A 19,744-nucleotide genomic window follows, 5' to 3' on the forward strand; every position below is an offset into this window, starting at 1 on the left:
GCACCTCCGGTCCTTGCTGTCAGTGGAAGAACTCGACCGGGCTGGTGGAGTTCTGCGGCTGCCGCGAGGCGCGAGTCACGATGTCAGCGCTGTTGTTGTCCGTGTCCTGCCCGTTGCCGCGCGTGGCGTGCGCGCCGCCCACGGCCATGACGGCGGTGGTGGAGGAGACGACGGCCTTTCGCTCCAGGCTTCCACCGGAGGCAGGGTGCGAGGGCGCGGCGGTGCCCTCGGGGGCGTTCCCGGTGCCGTAGCCCAGCCGGTCCACGTCGACGTAGACCGTCCCCGACAGGCGCTGGATGCGGATGTGACCGCCCCCGGTCGTGGACGAAGACGAATCGATGTTGTGGGTCGTGTCCGCGGTGACCGCCCCTGCGTAGGCCGTGCCGCCCAGCAGGAAGTAGCCGTGGGCCGGTATGCTCTTGCCAGCGGGGATGGTGTACGCCGTGCCGTAGTTGGTGCCGGTGGCGGACTTGTAGCTGAGCTGCCAGCCGGACAGGTCCACCGCCGCGCTCGTCGGGTTGTAGAGCTCCACGAATTCATCGCGCGCGTTCGCGGTCGTTCCTCCGCTGAACTCGCTGATGACGACGTGGTCCGTCTGCGGCCCCGCGAGCACCGTCACGGAGCCGTAGGTGCCGGCGGGAGGCACGGCCACGCCGTTCTGGTCGCAGTACGTCCACGGTGCGCCCGCGTCCGTGAAGCGATAGCGGAAGCCGTAACGGAACATGCCTGGGGTGGGGATGCTCAGCGCGGCCTTCACCTCGTCGTTGTTGGACCCAGGAGGGTTGTAGCTCGCATTGAAATCCGCCGACGTCCACGTCCAGCCCGCGGGGTCGGTCGCATCCGTGCCATGGCCAAGCTGCGCCTCGATGCGCGGGTAGAAGTCGTTGCCCGTCTGGTTTCGCGTCGTGACATCGAAGCTGTAGAACTGGCTGTAGATGTCATACGGGTCGAACGCGAGGATGCTCGCCGGGTAGGTGCCATCCCCGGTCGGGAACGTCTTCGGGTACTGGATGGCGCAGTAGTTCACCGGCTTCTCGACGTTCATCCCGCACTCGTCGTTGGCCCCGTGAGGGGTGCCCCGGTCGCCGCCCTCGAGGACGCCGGTCGAGTCACACCAGTACCAGGGCTTGGAAGCCGCCGCCGTGCCCACGATGCTGGACGCGAGGCTCATCGCGCGGCCGACCGTCTGCGGGAACGCATTCGTGTATTGGAGGCTGGCCACCGGGGTGCCTTCCTGCGTGAAGGTGATGGACCCGGTATTGTCCAGGTGCACGTTCGTGCCGTACGCGTGGTTCGCGAACACGCCGCCGTTGGTCCCGAAGTTCGCGTTCTGCGCGAGCACCACCCTCGCACCCGGGTCGACCACCAGCGCGTGTCCATGGTTCATCGTGAAGGTCGTGGCCGTGCCCACGCCGTCCACGAAGCTCACCGACATGCCATTCAGGTCCAACAGCTTCGTGCTGGTGTTGGTCAGCTCCACGTACTCCGTGGTGCCCGTGGACGGGGAGTGCATCACCTCCGAAATGGCCAGCTCACCCGCGCCCGGATGCGGCGCATTGGCGCACGCGCCCGCGTGGCAGACGGCGTCCGCGCCAGGGCAGGCCTGCAGCTCCAACTCGCCGAGCTCGCAGGTCGGCTGGCCGGAGACGATGACGCACATCGACGGGTACACCTCCAGGGACGTGCCATCCTCCGCGCAGGTCGGGGCCGGCGGAGTGCAGACGTAGTCATCACAGGGATTGGTGGTGCTCGCGCTCGCGGTGGCCAGGGCACTGCCGTTGCCCGCGCCGTCGAACGTCTTCAGGGCGAAGAAGTACGTCGTTCCCACCTCCAGGCCGGAGACAGTGAAGGACTCCGACGTGCCCGGGGCCTGGGGAGCGCTCACCCCCGTCACCACCGTGGCGGCTTCGAAGGTGGCCTCGGTGATGGCCGCCGTGGCGTACCGGAGGTCGTACCGCGTCGCGGTGCCCAGGTCGCCGTCATCGCCAGGGGCCGCCCAGTCCAGGCGGATGCTGGTACCCGAAAGCACATGGGTCGCGAAGCCAGTCGCCACGGCGGGCGCCACCGTGTCGGAGATGAGCAGGTCCGCGGAAGAGGAGGGCGGCAGGCTGCCCGCGTTGGCCTCGAACCGATACGCGCCCTCGTCGACCACGATGAGGCCGGCGAAGGTCGCCACGCCGTCCACCGGGGTGCGGGTGGGCGAACCCTGGGTGAAGCTTCCACCCGTGAGCGACAACGTCACGTCGGTCTCGGCGTCGGTCACGGTGTTGCCGTACGCATCCCGCAGCGCCACCTGCACGTCCGCCAGCGCCTGTCGCACCGAGCCCGTCGTGGGCGCGGAGACGAACGCCAGGGCGTCGAGTGCGGCCGGAACGATGGACCAGGTGTGCGTGCCTCTCAGGGTCGCGGTCACCACGTCCTCCGCGATGACCTCCTGGTCACCGGCGGTGCGCGGCTCCACGCTGAATACGTGCCGCCCCGCGTCCGCCAGGGTGAACGTGTAGGCGCCGGGAAGCACCGCCTGCGCGTCCGAGGACGAGAACGTCACCGTGGAGGCGTAGCCCGTCGCGACGTTGCCGTAGGTGTCGCGCGCCACCAACTCGTAGCTCTGCGTCTGGCCCGCGACGAACGGCCCCGCGCCCGCGATGACCTCGAAGGACGCGGCGGCGATGGAGCGCACTTCGGCGTCCACCGTGGCGGAGAGGTCCGAGGTGACGGTGTCCGTCGCGGTGAGGGACTGCGTCCCCGCCGTCTTGAACACCAGTCCGGTGAGGAACTTCTGGCCCTGGTCCGCCGAGGTGAAGGTCGCATCCGGAGGCAGCTCCGCCTGCGCGTCCGAGGACGTGAAGTGCACCGTGCCGGCGTAGTCCCGCGCGAGGTTGCCGAAGGAGTCCGTCAGCGACACGCCCGCTTCGAGCGCCTGGCCCGCATCCACCGGCGCCGAGAATTGCCACAGCACCAGCTTCGACACCGGCCCCGCGCGCACGGTGAAGGACTGGCTCTGCTGACTGATGGCTCCCGCCGTGGCGGTGAACGTGAAGGCATCCGCCGTGTCCACGCGCAGCCCCTGGAAGGTGGCTACGCCGTTGATGGCCGACACCGTCGCCGCCGGGAAGGAGGCCTGGCCCGTCAACGTCAGCGTCACCGCGGAGGTGGCCGTGGTGACGACGTCACCGCGTGCATCCTGGAGCGCCACGCGCACGTCCGCGAGCGTCGTGCCCGCCGTGCCGTCCGCGGGCTGCGTCACGAACGCCAACTGCGTCACCTCTGGATGGGCCGTGGACACCGTCAGGCTGTCCGAGCGCGCGGTGTTGCCCTGCTTGTCCGTCACCTTCAGCGCCACATGGTACGTGGTGCCCGTCGCGAGCCCCGACAGCGTCACGGTCTGCACGGTGCCGGGAGGCACCGGACTTCCGCTGGCCACCAGCGTGCCGGCCTGGAAGGCCGCGTCAGAATCGATGGGAGACGTGGCGTAGCGCAGTTCCTGCGCCGTCAGCGTCCCTTGGGTGCCGTCATCGCCCACGCCCGTCCACTGCACGGTGAGGCCCGTCTCCGTCGCCGCCGTCTGCGTCAGCACCGGCTTCGCGGGCGCCACGTCATCCACCACGGTGAGGTCCGCGCTGCTCGTGCCCTGCAGCCCATCCGCGGTGGCGTTCAGGCGGGCGACTCCATGGCCCGCGATGCTGAGTGTCGTGAACGTCGCGACGCCGTCGACTGGACCCGCCTCCGTCGTTCCCGACAGCGTGAAGCCCGCCTGCGAGAGCGACAGGCTCACCGTGGGGGTGCTCACGCGGGCCGTGTTGCCGAAGGCGTCCTTCAAGATGACTGCCACGGTGCCCAGGGATGCACGCGTCGACACGCGCGTGGGCTGCTGCGTGAAGGCGAGGAGCGCGGGAGGCCCGGCGGTCACGTTCACATGAAGGGTGAACGAGATGGCGCTCGTGCCGTCATCCAGAGTCAGTCGCTGGCTCCCGGCGGTCTTGAAGGTGATGCCCGTGAAGGTGAACTGCCCCGCGTCCGAGGGCGTGTACACATGCGCGGCGGGAAGACTCGCCGCCGCGTCCGTGGACGTCAGCGCCATCGTGCCCGTGTAGTTCGTCACGGTGTTGAAGTACGCGTCCTGCACCGTCACCTGGAGATCCTGCGCCACGCCCGCCACCGCCGACTCCATCTGCGTACTCAGCCCCACGGCCGCCGGAGCGCCGGGGTTCACCTTGAAGGAGGAACTCGTGGCCGGCTCGAGCCCCGGAGCGTTCGCGGTGAACTGGTAGGTGTCGCCCGCCCGCTTCAGCACCACGTCCGGAAAGAGCGCCACGCCGTCCACCGCCGTCACCGTCAGCTGGCCCTCTGGGAAGACGACACCCACGGAGGCCAGCGACAGCGTGACCTCCGCCGTGGCGTTGGAGACCGTGGCCCCGGTGGCGTCCTGGAGGACGACCTCCAGGCCAGCGAGAGGAACACCCGCCACGCCATCCGGAAGGGCCTGCCGGAACGCGAGGCGCGAGGCCGTGGGGGTGACCGCGACAAACTCCACCGTGGCGGTGGCGGTGAGCGGAACCGTCAGGCCTTTCGCGTCCTTGACCGACGCCCTCACCGTCTTCACGCCTGGAGCCGTCGATACCACCAGCGCACGCGCCGAGCCGTCGCTGCCCGTCTGCCCCGGAGGTACCGCGATGGAAGCTCCCTCGCCGTCCACCGTCACCGTCACGGCGCGCCCGGACATCCGCGCGCCGTCCTTGCCCACCACCGTCACGGTGACGGCGGCCTGGTCCGTGCCGTTGGCGAGCACACCCGTGGGCTTGTCCACCGCCACCGAGGAGGCCGCCGCGTCCACGGTGTCCTCCGCTACGGGAGGAGGTCGCGGTGCGCTCCCGGAGTCGTTACAGCCGAGCGACAGACCCAGACACAACACGCTCAACCCCAGACAGCGGGCGAGCCCTTCGAAACGTGGGGACATGGATGTCTCCGTCCAGCGGGCGGCCCCCGCGCGGCAGTGCCTGCGTTCGCGGGGTTGCACTGCTTTCTAGCAGACATCCCTCGTTGCCACGACAGCGGGGATGGAACATTGTGGTTCAACTGGAGTCCTGAAATTCCCCGTCTGTCTGGAGGAGCGGGGCGTGACCTGGGGTGTCGAGGGGGTGATGACGGACTCGCCTGGGTCGCGGGACATCGATGACACCGTGGGGCTCCTTTGTGTTCGGGCAGGTCCCGTCAGGGCTGCCGGGCGGCTCGTGGCGCTGGCGTTCCGCCTCCGCGGGTCTGGGCGGATGGGGGCGACCTGACCGCTACTGTCTTTGTGTCGTGCGAGCCTCCACACTGGCGTGCTCCCACGCTGTCTTGAAAAGGCTCCTCTTGCATGAGTGCCTACACCCCCAGGATTCCGAAGGACCTGGCGACGATTCACGACGCCGCGCGGGGGCAAGGCCAGGGTGGCACGACAGTCCAATGTCTGGCGAACTCCTCGCATCCTGTGAGCCGGCTCAGCGCCATTCAGGACACCGCCACCCAGAGCCCTCGTGTTCAGCGGTTGGTGCAGATGAAGGCGCGGCTCCAGCACGGGGGCACCGCGCAGCGGAAGCCGGTTGAGGCAAACAGGACCGGCATGTCGGATGAACTCAAGACTGGCATTGAGTCGCTCTCCGGCGTGAGCCTGGATGACGTACGCGTTCACTACAACTCCACCAGGCCGGCCCAGCTTCAGGCGCTTGCGTACACCCAGGGGGCGGACATCCATGTGGGACCGGGCCAGGAGCAACACCTGCCCCATGAGGCCTGGCACGTGGTGCAGCAGAAGCAGGGCAGGGTGACTCCCACCCGGGACTTCAACGGCGCGCCGGTGAATGACTCGCCCGCGCTGGAGTCAGAGGCGCAGGTCATGGGCGACAGGGCCACCCTTCAGCCCATGATGGCGGGCTCGCTCCACGAACCTCCCGTGCAGCGGATGACCGGGACGCAGGGGGCCGCGCCAATCCAGTTGATGCGCGTGGTCCGTTGGATGGATGCTGGAAAAGAGAGTGATTATATCTCGAAGCTGGGGGCCCAGGACCCCGAGGCCTATGCCAGGCTTCATCGCGAGCTGGTCGGTGGCGGGCGAGGGGGCATCCTGCAAGCGATCGACAGGCATGGGCAGGGAATGCTGGGGGACGAAACGCCCTTTGTCTCCGTGGCTGTCAACCCCTACTCCCTTTCCTGGGGGACTGACGACTCGGAGAGTGGCGTGGGTGATATCCTGCAGGGCGCCCGCCATGATGTCTGGTTCGATGTGCCTGACGAGTACCTGTATCCGGGCTCGACCGAGCTGTCTCAAAGTGAGACGGAATTGCTCGTCCTCCTGCCGCCGGGTGTCAGCCTTGAACGCTACATCGCGACCCGCGCAACGCAGCGGGGCCAGGAGCCATTGATCAAGGGCAATCCGTGGAGGGGGATGACGACCGAGGAGCGGCGGACCGAACTAAGGCGGTTGAACCCTGAGTTCACGAGATTGGCGGTTCGCGGCTCACGTGAAGGCGAGCCTGGCTCGTTCGTGATGCGGCAAGAGGTGGTCCCGGCCCCATGGGAGGCGCAAGCGGGGGGCAATGGAGCGCTCGACTTCGGCGGGTTGCCCAGGGGCATCCAGGAGCGAGTCATCGACCTCGCGGCCGAGAACTGGGCAGGGGGCGCGGCTGCTTTCAGGCAGGGACTGGCAGGGGGCCAGGCATGGGCGCGCGCGCATCTGGAGAGCACCCTGCGCGACAATGAGGCCGGAATCCGGAGGGCCATGTCGTAGCGGTGGACCATGCGGGCCCATGTGTGGGGCCCGCGCGGCACGCAGGGACTTCGCTAGTCGTCGCCGTAGTACGAGGCGGTCGCGGTGAGGGTGGCGGACCACTGGCCCGTCAAGTTGTCGTAGACGCGGATGCGCTGCGTCAGCGTGTCGTACTTGTTGATGACGGTCATGCAGCTATAGCCCGTGTCCTGGTAGTAGCCATGCCCGTAGCAGGAGTCGAGGAACTGGATGGTGTAGCGGCCACCCGTCTGGTCAATCCCGAGGACGCCCCAGGAGACAATCGTCGAGTACGCGCTGCCACTGGCGGAGCAGGCATATGCGGAAAGGTAATCCCAGTTTGGCGTGTCCACGAAGCAGGCCGGCATGGCACTGGAGACATTCAATCCCTGGGGTTCGGATGCGCGAGGCTCCTCGGCCAGCACTGCGGAGGACAGCGACATCGCGGCGGCAACAGCGACTCCAGCAAGCGAACGGTGCATGGACACCTCTCCTGTGAGTGGCGCGAGCATGGTAGTGATTGTGGCCTTGAATGACAATCGCCGGGCGCGTGGGACAAAGGCGCGCTCCAGGGCGTGAATTGGACCCACGGCAACCACTTACCGCGGCTGTTCGCCCTTCGGGGGGAAGGTCCCCGGGCGGCTGGGGTCAGTGGGTGATGACCCGCGCCCCTTTTCCGTGCTCTTTTCGGGTCCTGCGTCCAAGGAGGTTACGTGCTTCAAATGCGTCCAGGCTGTGAGTGCTGTGATCGCGACCTGCCACCCGACTCGACGGATGCCCGCATCTGCACCTTCGAGTGCACGTTCTGCGTGAGCTGCGCGACGGAGCGACTGAAGGGCATCTGCCCCAACTGCGGCGGCGAACTCACGACGCGCCCGCGTCGGCCCGCCAGCAAGCTCGCGGCATACCCTCCGTCCACCCAGCGCGTGTTCAAACCGCAAGGGTGAGCTCAGCGAGAGGGAAAGCCGGTTGCTTCGTGTACGTCTCACCCCGCGCCGGGTACGGAAACACCGGGGGACACCTCGTTGTCACAAGTCATTGTGACAAACGGAGTGGCCCTGGTTTCCCGGCCGAGGCACCGCGCGACGCCGCTCTGCTCGCGTCGTGGCATGTTCTTGAGAGAATCGTCGCTCAACCTTGACGTTTCCGCCGGGGAAGGAGGGTGCATCTTGCGCGGACCTGGATGTCCAGCAACCCATCAAGGAGCCGGAACTCTCATGTATCCCCGAAGATTGGTGACGCTCCTCGCGGCGACGCTCGCCGCGTGCATCACGATTCCCGGTGCGGCCCCCGCCGGAGACGACGCGCTCGCGGTGCGCGCGGCCGAGGAATCCCGGTCGGAGCACGCGCCGCCGCGCCGACTCAACGTCCAGGTGGGCGCTCGTCCCTACTACCTGGTCGAGGACATGGATGAGAGCCCCCTGAAGCGCAGGCTCCAGCAGTGCTCGGAGGGGCCGTTCTCCCGGACGGAGTTCTCCATCGGCCATCGCGGCGCGCCGCTCCAGTTCCCGGAGCACACGAAGGAGTCCTACGAGGCCGCCGCGCGCATGGGCGCGGGCATCCTCGAGTGCGACGTCACCTTCACGAAGGACCGGCAGTTGGTGTGCCGGCATTCGCAGTGCGACCTGCACACCACGACGAACATCCTCGCCATTCCCGCGCTGGCGGCGAAGTGCACGCAGCCCTTCCAGCCTGCGGACCCCACCACCGGCAAGCCCGCCTCCGCGCTCTGCTGCGCCAGCGACATCACGCTCGACGAGTTCAAGCAGCTGTGCGGGAAGATGGACGCCGCCAACCCCTCGGCGGCCACGGTGGCGCAGTACCTGGGTGGAACGGCTCCCTGGCGCACGGACCTCTATTCCGCGTGTGGCACGGTCCTGTCCCACAAGGAGAGCATCGAGCTCTTCAAACGCCTGGGCACGAAGTTCACTCCGGAGCTGAAGGCCCCGAGTGTCCCCATGCCGTACCAGGGCACCTATACGCAGGCCGCCTATGCTCAGCAGATGCTGGATGAGTACAAGCAGGCCCGCGTCCACCCGAGCCAGGTGTGGCCGCAGTCCTTCAACCTCGACGACGTGAAGTACTGGATTCAGCGCGAGCCGCAGTTCGGCAGGCAGGCCGTCTACCTGGACGGGCGCTATGAGATTCCGGGCACCCGGTTTGATCCGAACGACCCGAGCACCTGGGTGCCGGGCATGGACGAGCTGGCCGCGTCGGGCGTGGAGGTCATCGCGCCGCCCATCTACGTGCTGCTCACGCTGGATGCGCAGGGGAGAATCATCCCGTCCGCGTACGCCAGGGCGGCGAGGGCCGCGGGTCTGGACATCATCGCCTGGTCCCTGGAGCGTGACGGCCCGCTGGCGAAAGGCGGCGGCTTCTATTTCCAGTCCGTCAAGCAGGCCATCAACAACGACGGCGACATGCTCGTCGCGGTGGACGTGCTCGCCCGGCACGTGGGTGTCATCGGCATCTTCAGCGACTGGCCGGGCACGGTGACGTACTACGCCAACTGCATGGGTTTGTAGACCGGGTTCAGGACGTTCAAGGAGGATTCTGTATGCGATTGGACCGTCGTGACTTCCTTCGTCTCTCCGCGCTGGGTGGCGGGGCGCTGGGCATGGGACCTGGATTCTGGAAGGGGGCGTATGCCGCGCCCGCGCAGCCGGGGCCGAGCCCGTACGGGGCCATGTCCGGCTCGCCGGATGCCAACGGGGTGAGACTGCCGGCGGGGTTCTCGTCGCGCATCCTCGCGCGCTCGGGGCGGGCCGTGGCGAGCACGGGCTACACGTGGCATTCCGCGCCGGACGGGGGCGCCTGCTTCGCGCTCTCCGATGGCGGTTGGGCCTACACGTCCAACAGCGAGCTGTCCTCGGGGGGCGGCGCGAGCGCGCTGCGCTTCGAATATGTGCAATGACTTGGCGCGGCCAGTGAACTGGCGGATTGAAATGTGTCGTTGCTCGGGAGCGGGGTGAGAGGGTCGGCGCCAGTTTGTCATCGTCCCCATGGACGGCAGGCGCGGAGGCGCTGCTGCTGGCTACGGCGCGGACGCGGAGGGTGAACGTGGAGCTGGCGCGGCAGGAGGAGTGGTTGACGTGGCAGGCCCGGACCTGCGTCCCGGCGCGCGTTTCTGTTCAGCAACCGACCTCAACTCATCGAAGCCTTCACTCCTCCTGTCGCTTCGACCCGCGCGCCTGTCGTCCCAGCGACCGCTGCTGGAAAAGGCCTTGATTCACCCGCGCGCGTGCGCTCCAAGCTTCACCACTTCACGAGCACACGCCGCGAGGGCGTGTCGTTGCGCAAGGTGGCGGGCTTCATGGTCTCGATTCGTTCCAGCGTTCTCTCCTGCATCGTCGTGCTCGGCGTCATCGTTGCTTGCGGGAAGGACTCCACTCCGCCTCCCGTCGATCCACCCGACGCGTCCGTGCCGGAGCAGTGCGACGGCGGCGGAGTCGTGCTGTGTGGCGGCTCCTGTGTGAACACCGGGGCCGACCCGGCGCACTGCGGTGGCTGCGGCAATGCCTGCGCGGCTGGCCAGGGCTGTGAAGGGGGCGTCTGCGTCCTGCGCTGTCAGATTGACGGCCAGCAGGTCGCGTCAGGGACGGTGAACGCGGCGAACGCGTGCGAACAGTGCGTACCTGAGACCTCCGCGACCGCGTGGACGCCACGGGCGGACGGGACGCAGTGCGGCGCGGGACAGGTCTGCTCGGCGGGCGCGTGCGGCCCGAAGTGCTTCATTGACGGCAGCCTCTACGACGAAGGCACACCGAACCCGGCGAACGCTTGCGAGGCGTGTCTGCCCACGACGTCGACGACGCAGTGGTCGGCGCGGGGGAGCATTCCCCTGCTGGTCGGCGGTGAAGACATCACGGCGCAAGGTTGGAGGGCGATCACCCAGGCGCCGAACACGCTCACGTACGGCGAGGACTACGTTCGCCTGGAGACGTCGACGAACAGCGGAGCGCGGACGAGCGGGCAGTTGCTCCTCACGCGGGCGAACGTGGTCGACGCAACGAAACCCTTCAAGCTCGTGGTGACGGCGCAAGTCGAGTCGGCGAGCCGCCACAACCAGCTCGACAGCGGCGCCGCCATCCTGGGGAGCTTCACGTCTCCGTTCGGCAACTCCGTGGACCGTTCGCAGATGATCTACCTCGACAGCGCGGCGATCGGCTGGGCGGACGACACGCAGTCCGCGGCGTTCCCGGTGATCAGCGGCGGGTATCATGTCTACGAACTGGCGGTGGATGCGGCGAAGGTGGCCACGGTGAGCATCGACGGCGTCGCGAAGCTCACGCGGAACAACTTCATGGCGGACGGGAACATCGCCATCGGCGACCAGACCAACGACCCGAACGTCGATGGCGTGATGCGCATCAAGTCCGTCGAGCTGCTCTGCCCCTGAGGCTGGTGGGGGCCGCGACGCATGCGAGGGGTGGGGCCCGCTCGGTCCTGCCCGCGGAGCCTTCCATCCCAGCTGGAAGGCACGGGGTCGTCCTTGCCAGAAAGGTGCTTCCCCGCGGCGTCCCGTCCGGGGGCCCGCGCGCGGAGGGGTTGGCAGATACGGGCCGAACGGGGATGCTTACGGGAATGACCTGGACACAAATTGGCATCTTCGCCAGCGTCTTCGGAGTCGGCCTTGGGGTAGCGAGTGTCATTGGCTACGTCCGTTGGCGGCACTGGACGCAGCAACTCCAGACCTGGCAGGACTTCGCCAACACTCGCGGCTGGTCCTTCACTGCGACGTCCGGGTTCATGTACTCCGCGGGGACGCTGGTGATGAAGGGCCGCCACGCCGGGCGGACGATTACCGTGGAGACCGAGCACCGGGGCTTTGGCAGGAGTTTCCACATCGTCACCATCATCCGGCACGGGCTGGGTGACGGCTTTCCGCGCGAGGTGACCATCCGGCCCGAGACGCTGGGCGACACGTTCCTCCGACTGTTCGGCGTGAAAGACGAGGATGTTGGAGATGCCGGCCTCGATAAAGCGTTGGACCTGAGGAACGTCACTCCCAAGGCCCGCGCCTTCCTCCTCAACGCGGAAATGCGGCGGCCCCTGCTGAACCTGGCCCACGTCTTCGAGACCTTCTCCATCGAGAGCGGCGTCCTGACGGTGGAGGTGATCGCCGTCCCGCGCACCTCCATCGAGCTGTATGGATTGCTGACGCCCGTGCGTGAACTGGCCGACGCTGTCCGGGGCGCGCGCGGCCCTACCGACTGATGGCCCCGACGAATCGCGCGAGCACCTCAATGGGCAGGCGAGGGTAGAGTGGCCTCGGAGGTGGCATGCGCCTTCGTCTTTTCCATCACGCGTTGTGGGTCCTGTCGGTCCTGCTCTTGACGTCCGCGGTGGCCGAGGAGCCCTCGGCCAGGGGGCCCCATTTCATCGAGGGGCTCGTCGTCTCCTCCTCGGGGCCGGTGCCCGACGTGGAGGTGCGAGCCACCTTCCGTGAGCACGTCCTGAGCACCCGCACCGACGCGCGAGGCCACTTCGTGTTCCGAGGCGTGGCCGGCGCACCATGGGGCCTGACAGCGACGCGTGGCTCCGAACTGGGGACCCAGAGAGTGACGATGGTGATGGGCAACGAGCGCTTCGTGGGAATCGAGCTGGCACCGCCCCGGGTCGTGAAGGGCCGTGTGCGCGGGGCGGCCGGCACTCCCCTGAAGGGCGTTCGGGTCCGAGCAGGAATCCAGCAGCGCCTCGGGCTGCTGAAGTACCAGGAGGTGCTCACCGGCGAGGACGGCGGGTTCGAGGTGCCTGTGCCCGGGTTCTCGCCCATCGCGGTCCTGGTGAATGCTCCCGAGCACGTGTCGCGGTACATCGCCCCCGTCTCGGTGGTGGCCCCGCTGGACGTGGTCCTCGAGCGCTCGGAGACGCTGCGGGGCGAGGTCGTCGACAGCGATGGGAAGCCCGTGGTCGGCGCCTGGATTCACCTCAAGCACTACGGCCGAGTGGGCTTCCCCTCGACGTGTTTCTGGCCGCCGCCGCTCTCGGCCCAGACGCGGGCCGACGGCTCCTTCGAGCTGCCGGAGCTGGCGCGGGGCCGCTATTCCTTCCTGGTCGAGCCCAAGGACCGGCTCTCCGCGCTGGGCGAGGTGGTGATTCCCTCACAGAAGGTGCGCTGGGAGGTGCCCGCGGGTGGGCGATTGACTGTCGCCGTCGTGCTCCCCAAGGGATTGACTCATCCGATATGGGTGCACGTGGACGGGCCGCTCGGGCACCGCGATGTCCGAACCTCCTCCAGGGCTCGGCGTCCGGATGAAGCAGGGCGCGCGAGCTTCGATGGGATGGTTCCCGGCAGGTACCTCGTGTCCTTGAGCTTCGACGTGCTGGAGGAGTATCGGAGGGTCTCCCGTGAGTTTCGCTTCGAGGGCGAAGCGCGGACGCTCACGTTGGACCTCCAAGGCGCTCGCCGCTTTCGTGGCCGGCTCGTCGACGAGCGCGGCGTGGCCATCCAGGGCGGGCACGCGGAACTCAACCTGGAGCTGACAGGAGGGACGAAGCTGCTGATTCGCCGGGCGACGGCGCGCAACGGGGGCTTCGCGTTCGAGCACGTTCCGCCGGGCGAGGCGAGTGTGTTCGCGGACGCGCAGGGCCATGACGAATCGCAGCGGGTGAAGGTCCTGGATGAGCAGCCCGAGCCGGTCCGGCTCGTATCGAAGCGCGAGGCGAGTGTCCGCGACGCGGTCCGGGTGAGTGGCCGGGTGGTGGATGCTCGGGGCCGTCCCATCCCGTCCTTCCAGGTGGCGCACCAGTCATTCGAGAACGCGCAGGGGCGCTTCTCCTTGTCCTTCCCTGTCGAAGGGAACAAGCCCCTGTACGTGAGCATCTCCGCGGAGGGGTTCGCTCCCGAGCTCCGGAAGCTCGCGCCTCGCGCCGGGGCGACAGTCCGTATCGGGGACATCAAGCTGGGGATGGGGCGGCTGCTCACGGGGCGCGTGGAGGCACCGAACGGGCAGGGGCTCTGGGAGGCCACGGTGCGGTGCAGATGGCCCGAGCTGCCCGGACGTGACGGGCCGGATGTCTGCTTCGGAGCCACCTATCCGGATGGAAGTCTCTATCTCTCAGGCGTTCCCGACGAGCCCTTCCTGCTGGAGATCCAACATCACGAGTGGCCGAGGACGCGGCGGCTCATCCCCGCGGGTGTCGACACCGCGCACCTGCGTCTGTCGCCCGGGCTCACGCTGGAAGGCGTGGTGAGGGATGCCCGGGGCCTGCCCCTGGAGTCGGGCGGCGTGCTCGCGCGAATCGATGGAGAGGACCACTTCGGGACGCTCTCGACGGACGGGACCTATGTCCTGCGGGTCCCGCCCGGGGCCGGCGCCATCGAGGTGCTCAATCGACCCAGTGAGCCGGTGCCCTTCGAGGGCGCTGAAGGCCAGACGGTGCGCGCGAACCTGGTGGTGTTGACGGGAAATTGATGTGAGGCCGACAGGGGCCGGGTGAGAGCTACTTGGGGGCGCGGGCCGGCGTCTCAAGCTCCCGCCGGGCCCTGGACTTGGAATCGTCACTCGAGCAGCTTCCCATTCAAGTCGTACCGCTCGCGTCCTTGGCCGACTCACCGGCCGCACCCAGCGCCACGCCTGGCGCGACGAATCACCTCCAGCCGCGCTCCTGGCGTGACGCCGCGGCCCCGCTGCCCACCCAAGCCGGAGAACCTCCCGTGTCAGACTCATCTCGCTCCCTCTTCTTTGGCGCCAATGCCGCGCGGACCGGTCACTTCGAGGGAGCGGGACCTCTCGTGGTCAAGAGGGCCCGCTGGAAGTTCGCGCCGAGTTCGCCCGTGACCACTCGCAACACGCCTGCAATCCATGATGGCGTGCTGTTCGCGAACTTCGATAACGACAAGCTCTACGCGCTCGACCTCTCGAAGGGAAAGGAGCTGTGGAACGTGCGGGTCGGAGGGGGCGTTCCCGAGAGCATCTCGAATCCGATGGTTGCGCATGGGTTGCTCTTCGTCGTCGGTGGCGGGCAGTGCCACGCCGTTGACCTGGGCACGCACGCCATCCGCTGGAGCGTCTCGTGCGACGCCGAGGCGACCTCCTCTCCCATCGTTGTCGACGATGACGTCTACGTGGGAACGCGGCTCGGTGAGGTGGTCGCCATCGACGCGCGCACGGGAGCCGAGCGATGGCGCGTGCAGCTGCGCCGTGGTGAGAGCGTGCAGTCCGCGGTCAGCGTGACGCGCGAGTACGTCGTCGTCGGGACCAGCCAGGGCTTCGCCGAGGGCCACGTCGTCGCGCTCGACCGCGCCACGGGAGTCGAGCGATGGTCGGCGAAGGCCGGTGCGATGGGCCATGGCGGAGCGCCCGCCATCAACGGCAGCACGGTCTATGCCCTGTCCGGCATGGGGAAGCGCCTTCGCGCGCTCGACCTCGCCAGCGGCAAGGAGCGTTGGGCCTACGAGACGCGCGGCGCGCTGTGGGGGACGCCCGCCGTCGCGGATGGCGTCGTGTGCTTCACCGGTGATCACGCGATTCTCCACGCACTGAACGAAAAGACCGGGAAGGAGCTTTGGTCAGTCACGCTCGACAAGTCGCCTGCCGCCACGGTCTCGCCGGCAATCGCAGGGGGCGTCGTCTACATGGGGGCTGGCAACGCCATCCACGCCTGGACGTTTCGGGAGGGAACAGAGCGCTGGCGGTGGAAGGCGCCCTACCGCGTGACGACGGCGCCGCTCGTCGCCGACGGCACGGTCTACGTGGGCTGTGAACGCGCGGTCATCGCGCTGGCGTAGCGTCCGGGTCCGGACCCGCCCCTGAATCGTGTGCGGTGGGTTCGGAGAGGCAGCCGAAAGGCCTCACGGCCGCCTTGCCGAGGGGCGTCGTGAAGGAGGGGGCTGTGCCGCGTCGACCGCGGTCGAGGGAGCGATGTCCTTCCCCGAGAGTGTCTCCAGGTACGCACAGAGCATGTCGGCCAACGCATCGGAGTAGCTGGCAATCTCCGAGGGTGTTCGAGGCCTCTCCGAGAAGGATTTCCCCACTGCGCTGAGCGTCGTCATGACGAGATCTCCCGCGAGCATGCGCGCCGGTCTGGGTGTTGTGGGCAGGGCCTCGCGCATGAAGCCCTCGAACGTGGCCTTGCTCGAGGCTCGCACCTCGCGGGCTTCGGGCGCATCCCGATAGAGAGGCGCGGCGTCACTCAGCGCGACGCGGACCGCGGCCTCGTCGCACTCGGATTGGATGAAGGTGTGAACGAGAGCGCGGAGCCGTGCAAGCGGCGGACGCGTTGTGTCCTCGAGCAGCTTCCGAGTGAGCGCGGTCGTCTGTCGCCACTCGTCTGCCTGGAGTCGGAAGAGGACCGCCGCTTTGTTCGGGAAGTACTGGTACAGCGACCCGACGCTGACGCCGGCCTTCTCGGCCACGCGTGCCATCGTGAAGCGCGGGGCTCCCTCCTTCGCCAGAACCTGAATAGCCGCGCGGAGGACCGCGTCGACGAGGTCGTTCGAGCGCGCCTGTTGGGGCTCTTTTCTCGTGGAGATTCGAGGACTTCGTCGCGGGCTCATGCGCACTCCCGTCAATGCGAATTGTGAACCTGAATGATTCGTCGCATTTTGTCCAGCGTCACACTTGATGCCGCACGGAACGGAGCAACCGATGACCACGCTGACCGAAAGCCCTCTTGCCCCCCTGCTCAACCGCTTGTTCGAAGAGGCCGAGGCGGTGTCGCCTCTCGCCATCCCGGAGATAGCGGCGCTCTCGCGCGAGGAGCGGGAGCGCATGATGCGAAGCAAGACGGACTACCTGGAGTTCTACGGACGGCTCAAGAACGCCGCGCTGGCCGTGTCGCGCGAGACGGGCCTCCTGCTCTACATGCTGGCGCGCGGTTCGGGCGCGCGGACCATCGTCGAGTTCGGGACGTCGTTCGGAATCTCCACGCTGCATCTGGCCGCCGCACTCCGAGACAATGGTGGGGGCCGCGTCATCACGAGTGAATTCGAGCCGTCGAAGGTCGCTCGTGCACGAAGCAACCTCGAAGCGGGCGGCCTCGCGGACCTGGTGGAGATTCGCGAAGGAGATGCACTGAAGACTCTCGCGCTCGACATCCCCCCGCGGGTCGACATGCTCCTGCTCGACGGGGCGAAGGCGCTCTACCCGGACATCCTGCGAATGCTCGAGGGCCAGCTCCGTCCGGGGGCGCTCATCGTCGCCGACAACGCCGACGACAGCCCCGACTACCTCGCGCGGGTTCGAGACCCGAGGAGTGGCTATCTCTCGACGCCATTCGCGGAGGACGTCGAGCTGTCCATGCGGCTCGGCTGAAGTGTGAGGACAGACGCGACATGAATCGCGAGTCCCCGGGTTGCCCACCGACAGCCCCGCTTCGACTTCATGGAGCTGTGGTGGGCAGACCTGAGGCGGCCCACGCATGGCACGAGGGTGAAACGGAAGGCCCGCACTGCTCGCCGACGATGTCCGAGCCCAGGCTCACGCCCACACTGTAACGCGGCCTGGAAGGGATTGTCGGGGCCGGTCATTCGGACTCAGCCCGGAGTGCCGGAGGGCGCCGACGACTGTTCGAGCGTCAGTGATTCGATGCATACCTGTGCCGTGCTTGCTTCGGACGTCGCTTGCTCCGCCGCGCTCGCTTCCTCGGTCAATGAGGGCGACCCACCCAGCCCCCCTCCACATTCGCAGGGGCCAAAACGGCTGTTGACGCAGTAGCGCACGCTCATCGAACCGTCGGGACAGAGGCACGTCTGGGTGTCTCCGTCCTGACAGAAGGCCAGTGCACTTCCAGTGGGGAGTGCCAGTGCAGCCACCAACAGCAGTCCCTGCATGAGTTTCGAAGTCATACGCGCACTCCTGGGGTTGGACCCGGACATCCGGATTCATTCGCATCATGAACCCGATGTCTGCGCATGGCCATGCGGGAAATCCCTATCTTCTCGTGAGGTCGTCAGTCGCCGTGGCGACCCGCGGGGAAGCAAGGGCCGCACCGGTCAGCGACAGAGAAGGTTGTCTCCTGGAGGGTATCCAAGGCCCAGGCTCCTCGCGGAGGAAGGAGGGGCCCAGGGCTTGTTCGACGAGTGCTACTCTTGTAATGGAATGAACATCGGGAACTCAGTTCCAGGAGAAAAATCCATGTGGGGAGCGATGGTCATCCGGGGCGTGTTGCTGGCGACGGGGCTGCTGGTGATGGGATGTGGTGGGTCGGGCGTTCCCTCTGAAGTGGAGGAGGACGTCGCGTCTCGTGAGGAGGGCCTGCACCCGATCTGCCACTCTCTGTACCGCGTGAAGTTCTACACCAACAGCGCCTACTCGACCCTGAGCGGGGAGGGGGCGTGTCTCACCTGTGAGCAGGCGATGACCCTCTACTACGGCCTGCCCACCAGCTACGCGGTCTACGAAGACGTGCGCGACATCTGCTTCTAGCGGATGAAGTTGTTGGGCATGCCGAGCATCTCGTTCGGGAGGTGCTGGGGGAGCTGCGTGACGAAGACGGGCTCGAGCCAGCGCTGTAGACTCATCCCTCATGTCTCCAAAGGCCCAGCCCTACACGACGCTCACCGGTGCGCGGTTCGAACCCCTGGCAACGGAGGTGGGCCTCGAGCGCTATTCCCTGATCGAGGTCAGCGATGATTCGGTCAACTACGAGGACCTCTTCGGCGGACGTGACGTCACCTTCGTGGTGCACGAGGGCACGCTCTCGTTGAGTGGTCCGACGTACGTGGGCAATGAGGATCCGATGGTGTGCGTCGTCGAAGGGGACGTCATCGTCGACGGCCCGCTGGTGATTCGCGACGTGGGCGTCTACGTGCCGCTGTGGATCAAGGGCTCGCTGATTGCGAGCGACCTCGTGTTGGTACACGAGGCGCAGGTGTTCATCGAGGGGGACCTCAAGCTGACCGGCAATCTCGTCACAAATGGGACGGATGCGACGCATCTGGTCGTCCACGGTGAGGCCCAGGTCGGCGCGTGGCTGCGGCCGAGTCAGAGAGGAGCCATCTATCTGCCGGCGTCGATTCCGGACCCCATCGAGGGAGATGCCCTCGTGGCTCGGCTTTCGCCCACGCTCAGCTCGTCACAGTCGTGGGTCGAGCACGTGCTCGCGGGGCAGCGGCTGCTGCGCGACTGAGGAAGAGGGACGGTCAATGCATAGGAGGGATGGGAGCCCCCTGCACGTACGGCAAGACCCGCCGCCTGCCTCCACACCTCACGCAGGCGAACACGTTGAAGTCGAACGTCCTCCTCGAATGGCCTTTCGGGAGGACGACGGGGACTCAGTCCAGTCGGCCCCGAAGTGACGGCTCGAGCTGTTGCAGCAGCTCTCGGGCCTGCTCTTCCTCCGTGAGGTGACGCTCGTAGCGCAGCCGGCCCGCAGCGAGCTCCCAGCAGTCGAGGATATCCTCGCACTGCGTGAGGATGGCGTACCAGCGCGCATCCTCGAGCAGCGGCGCGGCACTCTCGAGGATGCGCTGCGCCAGCGCGTACTGCGCGTACACCATGTCAGCGCCGGCCGGCATGAACTCGAGGTAGAGCGACGCGGGCGGCAGCGGGGTGCTGTCACTCAGGTTGAAGCGCGGCCCACGACGGCCGGACCCTGGCTCGAACAACCCGATTGCGTTGCGCGGCGGCCCCCCTCCCATGTCCGGGTTTCGCGCCAGCGCCTCGGCCACCAGGCGCCGCGCCTCCTCCTCGCTTCCAGCCCGGACGGGGAGCATGGCGGTCCATCGGGGGTGGAGCGGAGCGACCTGCCAGACGCGGACGGTATGCATCAGCGAGGACCCGAGCCCCTCCATGTGCGCCGAGGGCGCCTTGCTGCCGGGCGGATCTCGCTTCATCGACTGCCCAACATAGAGCAACCGAACAGGTGCGTCGACCTGCCCGAACTCGGGCCATGGGAATCTCGCGCACGCTCGACCTCGGCGAGGGAGACCAGTCCGATGGGTGGACCGGCCACCTCGAATCAGCTCACGACGGCGTCACCTTCCCTCGGGTCCGAGGCCCCCAATCCGCGCGAGCAGTGGGGGCCTCGCGTCAT

Annotated in this window: 16 protein-coding genes; 11 read left to right on the top strand and 5 right to left on the bottom strand. The window is 67.6% G+C overall.

All coding sequences use genetic code 11. From position 1 onward, the window contains the following. Window positions 1-19: 19 nt before the first annotated feature. A complete protein-coding gene (locus HR086_RS06125) occupies window positions 20-4,957 on the bottom strand; it encodes a lamin tail domain-containing protein (protein WP_174465102.1) in 4,938 nt (1,645 codons plus the stop codon). Between the two features lie 579 nt (window positions 4,958-5,536). Between HR086_RS06125 and HR086_RS06130 the strand changes: the two genes are divergently transcribed. Next, a complete protein-coding gene (locus HR086_RS06130; protein ID WP_254626210.1) occupies window positions 5,537-6,766 on the top strand; it encodes a DUF4157 domain-containing protein in 1,230 nt (409 codons plus the stop codon). Window positions 6,767-6,819: 53 nt separating this feature from the next. On the opposite strand, the gene HR086_RS06135 is transcribed toward HR086_RS06130, so the two are convergent. Beyond that, window positions 6,820-7,245: a hypothetical protein gene (locus HR086_RS06135; RefSeq protein ID WP_174463510.1), complete on the bottom strand. Its 426-nt coding sequence runs from the start codon at window positions 7,243-7,245 to the stop codon at window positions 6,820-6,822. 240 nt (window positions 7,246-7,485) lie between these two features. Between HR086_RS06135 and HR086_RS06140 the strand changes: the two genes are divergently transcribed. The 7 genes from HR086_RS06140 to HR086_RS06170 all read left to right on the top strand — a co-directional run bounded on the left by HR086_RS06140 (window position 7,486) and on the right by HR086_RS06170 (window position 15,497). After that, on the top strand, window positions 7,486-7,710 hold the full coding sequence (locus HR086_RS06140; RefSeq protein WP_217440736.1) for a DUF1272 domain-containing protein: 225 nt from the start codon (window positions 7,486-7,488) through the stop codon (window positions 7,708-7,710). Between the two features lie 270 nt (window positions 7,711-7,980). Next, entirely contained in the window at window positions 7,981-9,288 is a 1,308-nt protein-coding gene (locus HR086_RS06145; RefSeq protein WP_174465104.1) for a glycerophosphodiester phosphodiesterase family protein, read from the top strand. A 32-nt stretch (window positions 9,289-9,320) separates the two neighbouring features. Next, on the top strand, window positions 9,321-9,677 hold the full coding sequence (locus HR086_RS06150) for a twin-arginine translocation signal domain-containing protein (protein ID WP_174455747.1): 357 nt from the start codon (window positions 9,321-9,323) through the stop codon (window positions 9,675-9,677). Window positions 9,678-10,004: 327 nt separating this feature from the next. After that, entirely contained in the window at window positions 10,005-11,162 is a 1,158-nt protein-coding gene (locus tag HR086_RS06155) for a hypothetical protein (protein WP_371745773.1), read from the top strand. A gap of 185 nt (window positions 11,163-11,347) precedes the next feature. Continuing rightward, the gene (locus HR086_RS06160) at window positions 11,348-11,980 is read left to right on the top strand and encodes a hypothetical protein (protein WP_254625138.1); all 633 of its coding nucleotides are present in this window, start codon (window positions 11,348-11,350) and stop codon (window positions 11,978-11,980) included. A gap of 65 nt (window positions 11,981-12,045) precedes the next feature. Then, window positions 12,046-14,181: a carboxypeptidase-like regulatory domain-containing protein gene (locus HR086_RS06165; RefSeq protein ID WP_174455745.1), complete on the top strand. Its 2,136-nt coding sequence runs from the start codon at window positions 12,046-12,048 to the stop codon at window positions 14,179-14,181. Window positions 14,182-14,501: 320 nt separating this feature from the next. Continuing rightward, the gene (locus HR086_RS06170) at window positions 14,502-15,497 is read left to right on the top strand and encodes a PQQ-binding-like beta-propeller repeat protein (protein WP_174455744.1); all 996 of its coding nucleotides are present in this window, start codon (window positions 14,502-14,504) and stop codon (window positions 15,495-15,497) included. Between the two features lie 63 nt (window positions 15,498-15,560). Here HR086_RS06170 and HR086_RS06175 read toward each other — a convergent pair whose 3' ends face one another. Beyond that, the gene (locus HR086_RS06175; protein ID WP_174463516.1) at window positions 15,561-16,265 is read right to left on the bottom strand and encodes a TetR family transcriptional regulator; all 705 of its coding nucleotides are present in this window, start codon (window positions 16,263-16,265) and stop codon (window positions 15,561-15,563) included. 91 nt (window positions 16,266-16,356) lie between these two features. Here HR086_RS06175 and HR086_RS06180 point away from each other — a divergent pair, with 91 nt between their 5' ends. Further along, complete coding sequence (locus HR086_RS06180) at window positions 16,357-17,022, top strand: O-methyltransferase (RefSeq protein ID WP_174465105.1); 666 nt, start codon at window positions 16,357-16,359, stop codon at window positions 17,020-17,022. A 221-nt stretch (window positions 17,023-17,243) separates the two neighbouring features. On the opposite strand, the gene HR086_RS06185 is transcribed toward HR086_RS06180, so the two are convergent. Beyond that, window positions 17,244-17,555 carry a hypothetical protein gene (locus HR086_RS06185; protein WP_174465106.1) on the bottom strand — a complete coding sequence of 104 codons (312 nt, stop codon included), beginning with the start codon at window positions 17,553-17,555 and terminating at the stop codon, window positions 17,244-17,246. Window positions 17,556-17,844: 289 nt separating this feature from the next. Between HR086_RS06185 and HR086_RS06190 the strand changes: the two genes are divergently transcribed. Both HR086_RS06190 and HR086_RS06195 read left to right on the top strand, forming a co-directional pair. Then, window positions 17,845-18,135, top strand: a complete 291-nt coding sequence (locus HR086_RS06190) for a hypothetical protein (protein WP_174455741.1) — start codon at window positions 17,845-17,847, stop codon at window positions 18,133-18,135. Window positions 18,136-18,235: 100 nt separating this feature from the next. Further along, window positions 18,236-18,838, top strand: a complete 603-nt coding sequence (locus HR086_RS06195) for a hypothetical protein (RefSeq protein WP_174465107.1) — start codon at window positions 18,236-18,238, stop codon at window positions 18,836-18,838. Window positions 18,839-18,983: 145 nt separating this feature from the next. On the opposite strand, the gene HR086_RS06200 is transcribed toward HR086_RS06195, so the two are convergent. After that, a complete protein-coding gene (locus HR086_RS06200) occupies window positions 18,984-19,544 on the bottom strand; it encodes a hypothetical protein (RefSeq protein WP_174465108.1) in 561 nt (186 codons plus the stop codon). Window positions 19,545-19,744 lie beyond the last annotated feature (200 nt).

The organism is Myxococcus sp. CA039A, from assembly GCF_013336645.1.
GTDB classification, from domain to species: Bacteria; Myxococcota; Myxococcia; order Myxococcales; family Myxococcaceae; genus Myxococcus; species Myxococcus llanfairpwllgwyngyllgogerychwyrndrobwllllantysiliogogogochensis.

Bases quoted from the DNA above. Each gene is read 5' to 3' on its own strand.
- HR086_RS06125 (WP_174465102.1), bottom strand. From the start codon at position 4,957: ATGTCCCCACGTTTCGAAGGGCTCGCCCGCTGTCTGGGGTTGAGCGTG.
- HR086_RS06130 (WP_254626210.1), top strand. From the start codon at position 5,537: ATGAAGGCGCGGCTCCAGCACGGGGGCACCGCGCAGCGGAAGCCGGTT.
- HR086_RS06135 (WP_174463510.1), bottom strand. From the start codon at position 7,245: ATGCACCGTTCGCTTGCTGGAGTCGCTGTTGCCGCCGCGATGTCGCTG.
- HR086_RS06140 (WP_217440736.1), top strand. From the start codon at position 7,486: ATGCGTCCAGGCTGTGAGTGCTGTGATCGCGACCTGCCACCCGACTCG.
- HR086_RS06145 (WP_174465104.1), top strand. From the start codon at position 7,981: ATGTATCCCCGAAGATTGGTGACGCTCCTCGCGGCGACGCTCGCCGCG.
- HR086_RS06150 (WP_174455747.1), top strand. From the start codon at position 9,321: ATGCGATTGGACCGTCGTGACTTCCTTCGTCTCTCCGCGCTGGGTGGC.
- HR086_RS06160 (WP_254625138.1), top strand. From the start codon at position 11,348: ATGACCTGGACACAAATTGGCATCTTCGCCAGCGTCTTCGGAGTCGGC.
- HR086_RS06165 (WP_174455745.1), top strand. From the start codon at position 12,046: ATGCGCCTTCGTCTTTTCCATCACGCGTTGTGGGTCCTGTCGGTCCTG.
- HR086_RS06175 (WP_174463516.1), bottom strand. From the start codon at position 16,265: ATGAGCCCGCGACGAAGTCCTCGAATCTCCACGAGAAAAGAGCCCCAA.
- HR086_RS06180 (WP_174465105.1), top strand. From the start codon at position 16,357: ATGACCACGCTGACCGAAAGCCCTCTTGCCCCCCTGCTCAACCGCTTG.
- HR086_RS06185 (WP_174465106.1), bottom strand. From the start codon at position 17,555: ATGACTTCGAAACTCATGCAGGGACTGCTGTTGGTGGCTGCACTGGCA.
- HR086_RS06190 (WP_174455741.1), top strand. From the start codon at position 17,845: ATGTGGGGAGCGATGGTCATCCGGGGCGTGTTGCTGGCGACGGGGCTG.
- HR086_RS06195 (WP_174465107.1), top strand. From the start codon at position 18,236: ATGTCTCCAAAGGCCCAGCCCTACACGACGCTCACCGGTGCGCGGTTC.
- HR086_RS06200 (WP_174465108.1), bottom strand. From the start codon at position 19,544: ATGAAGCGAGATCCGCCCGGCAGCAAGGCGCCCTCGGCGCACATGGAG.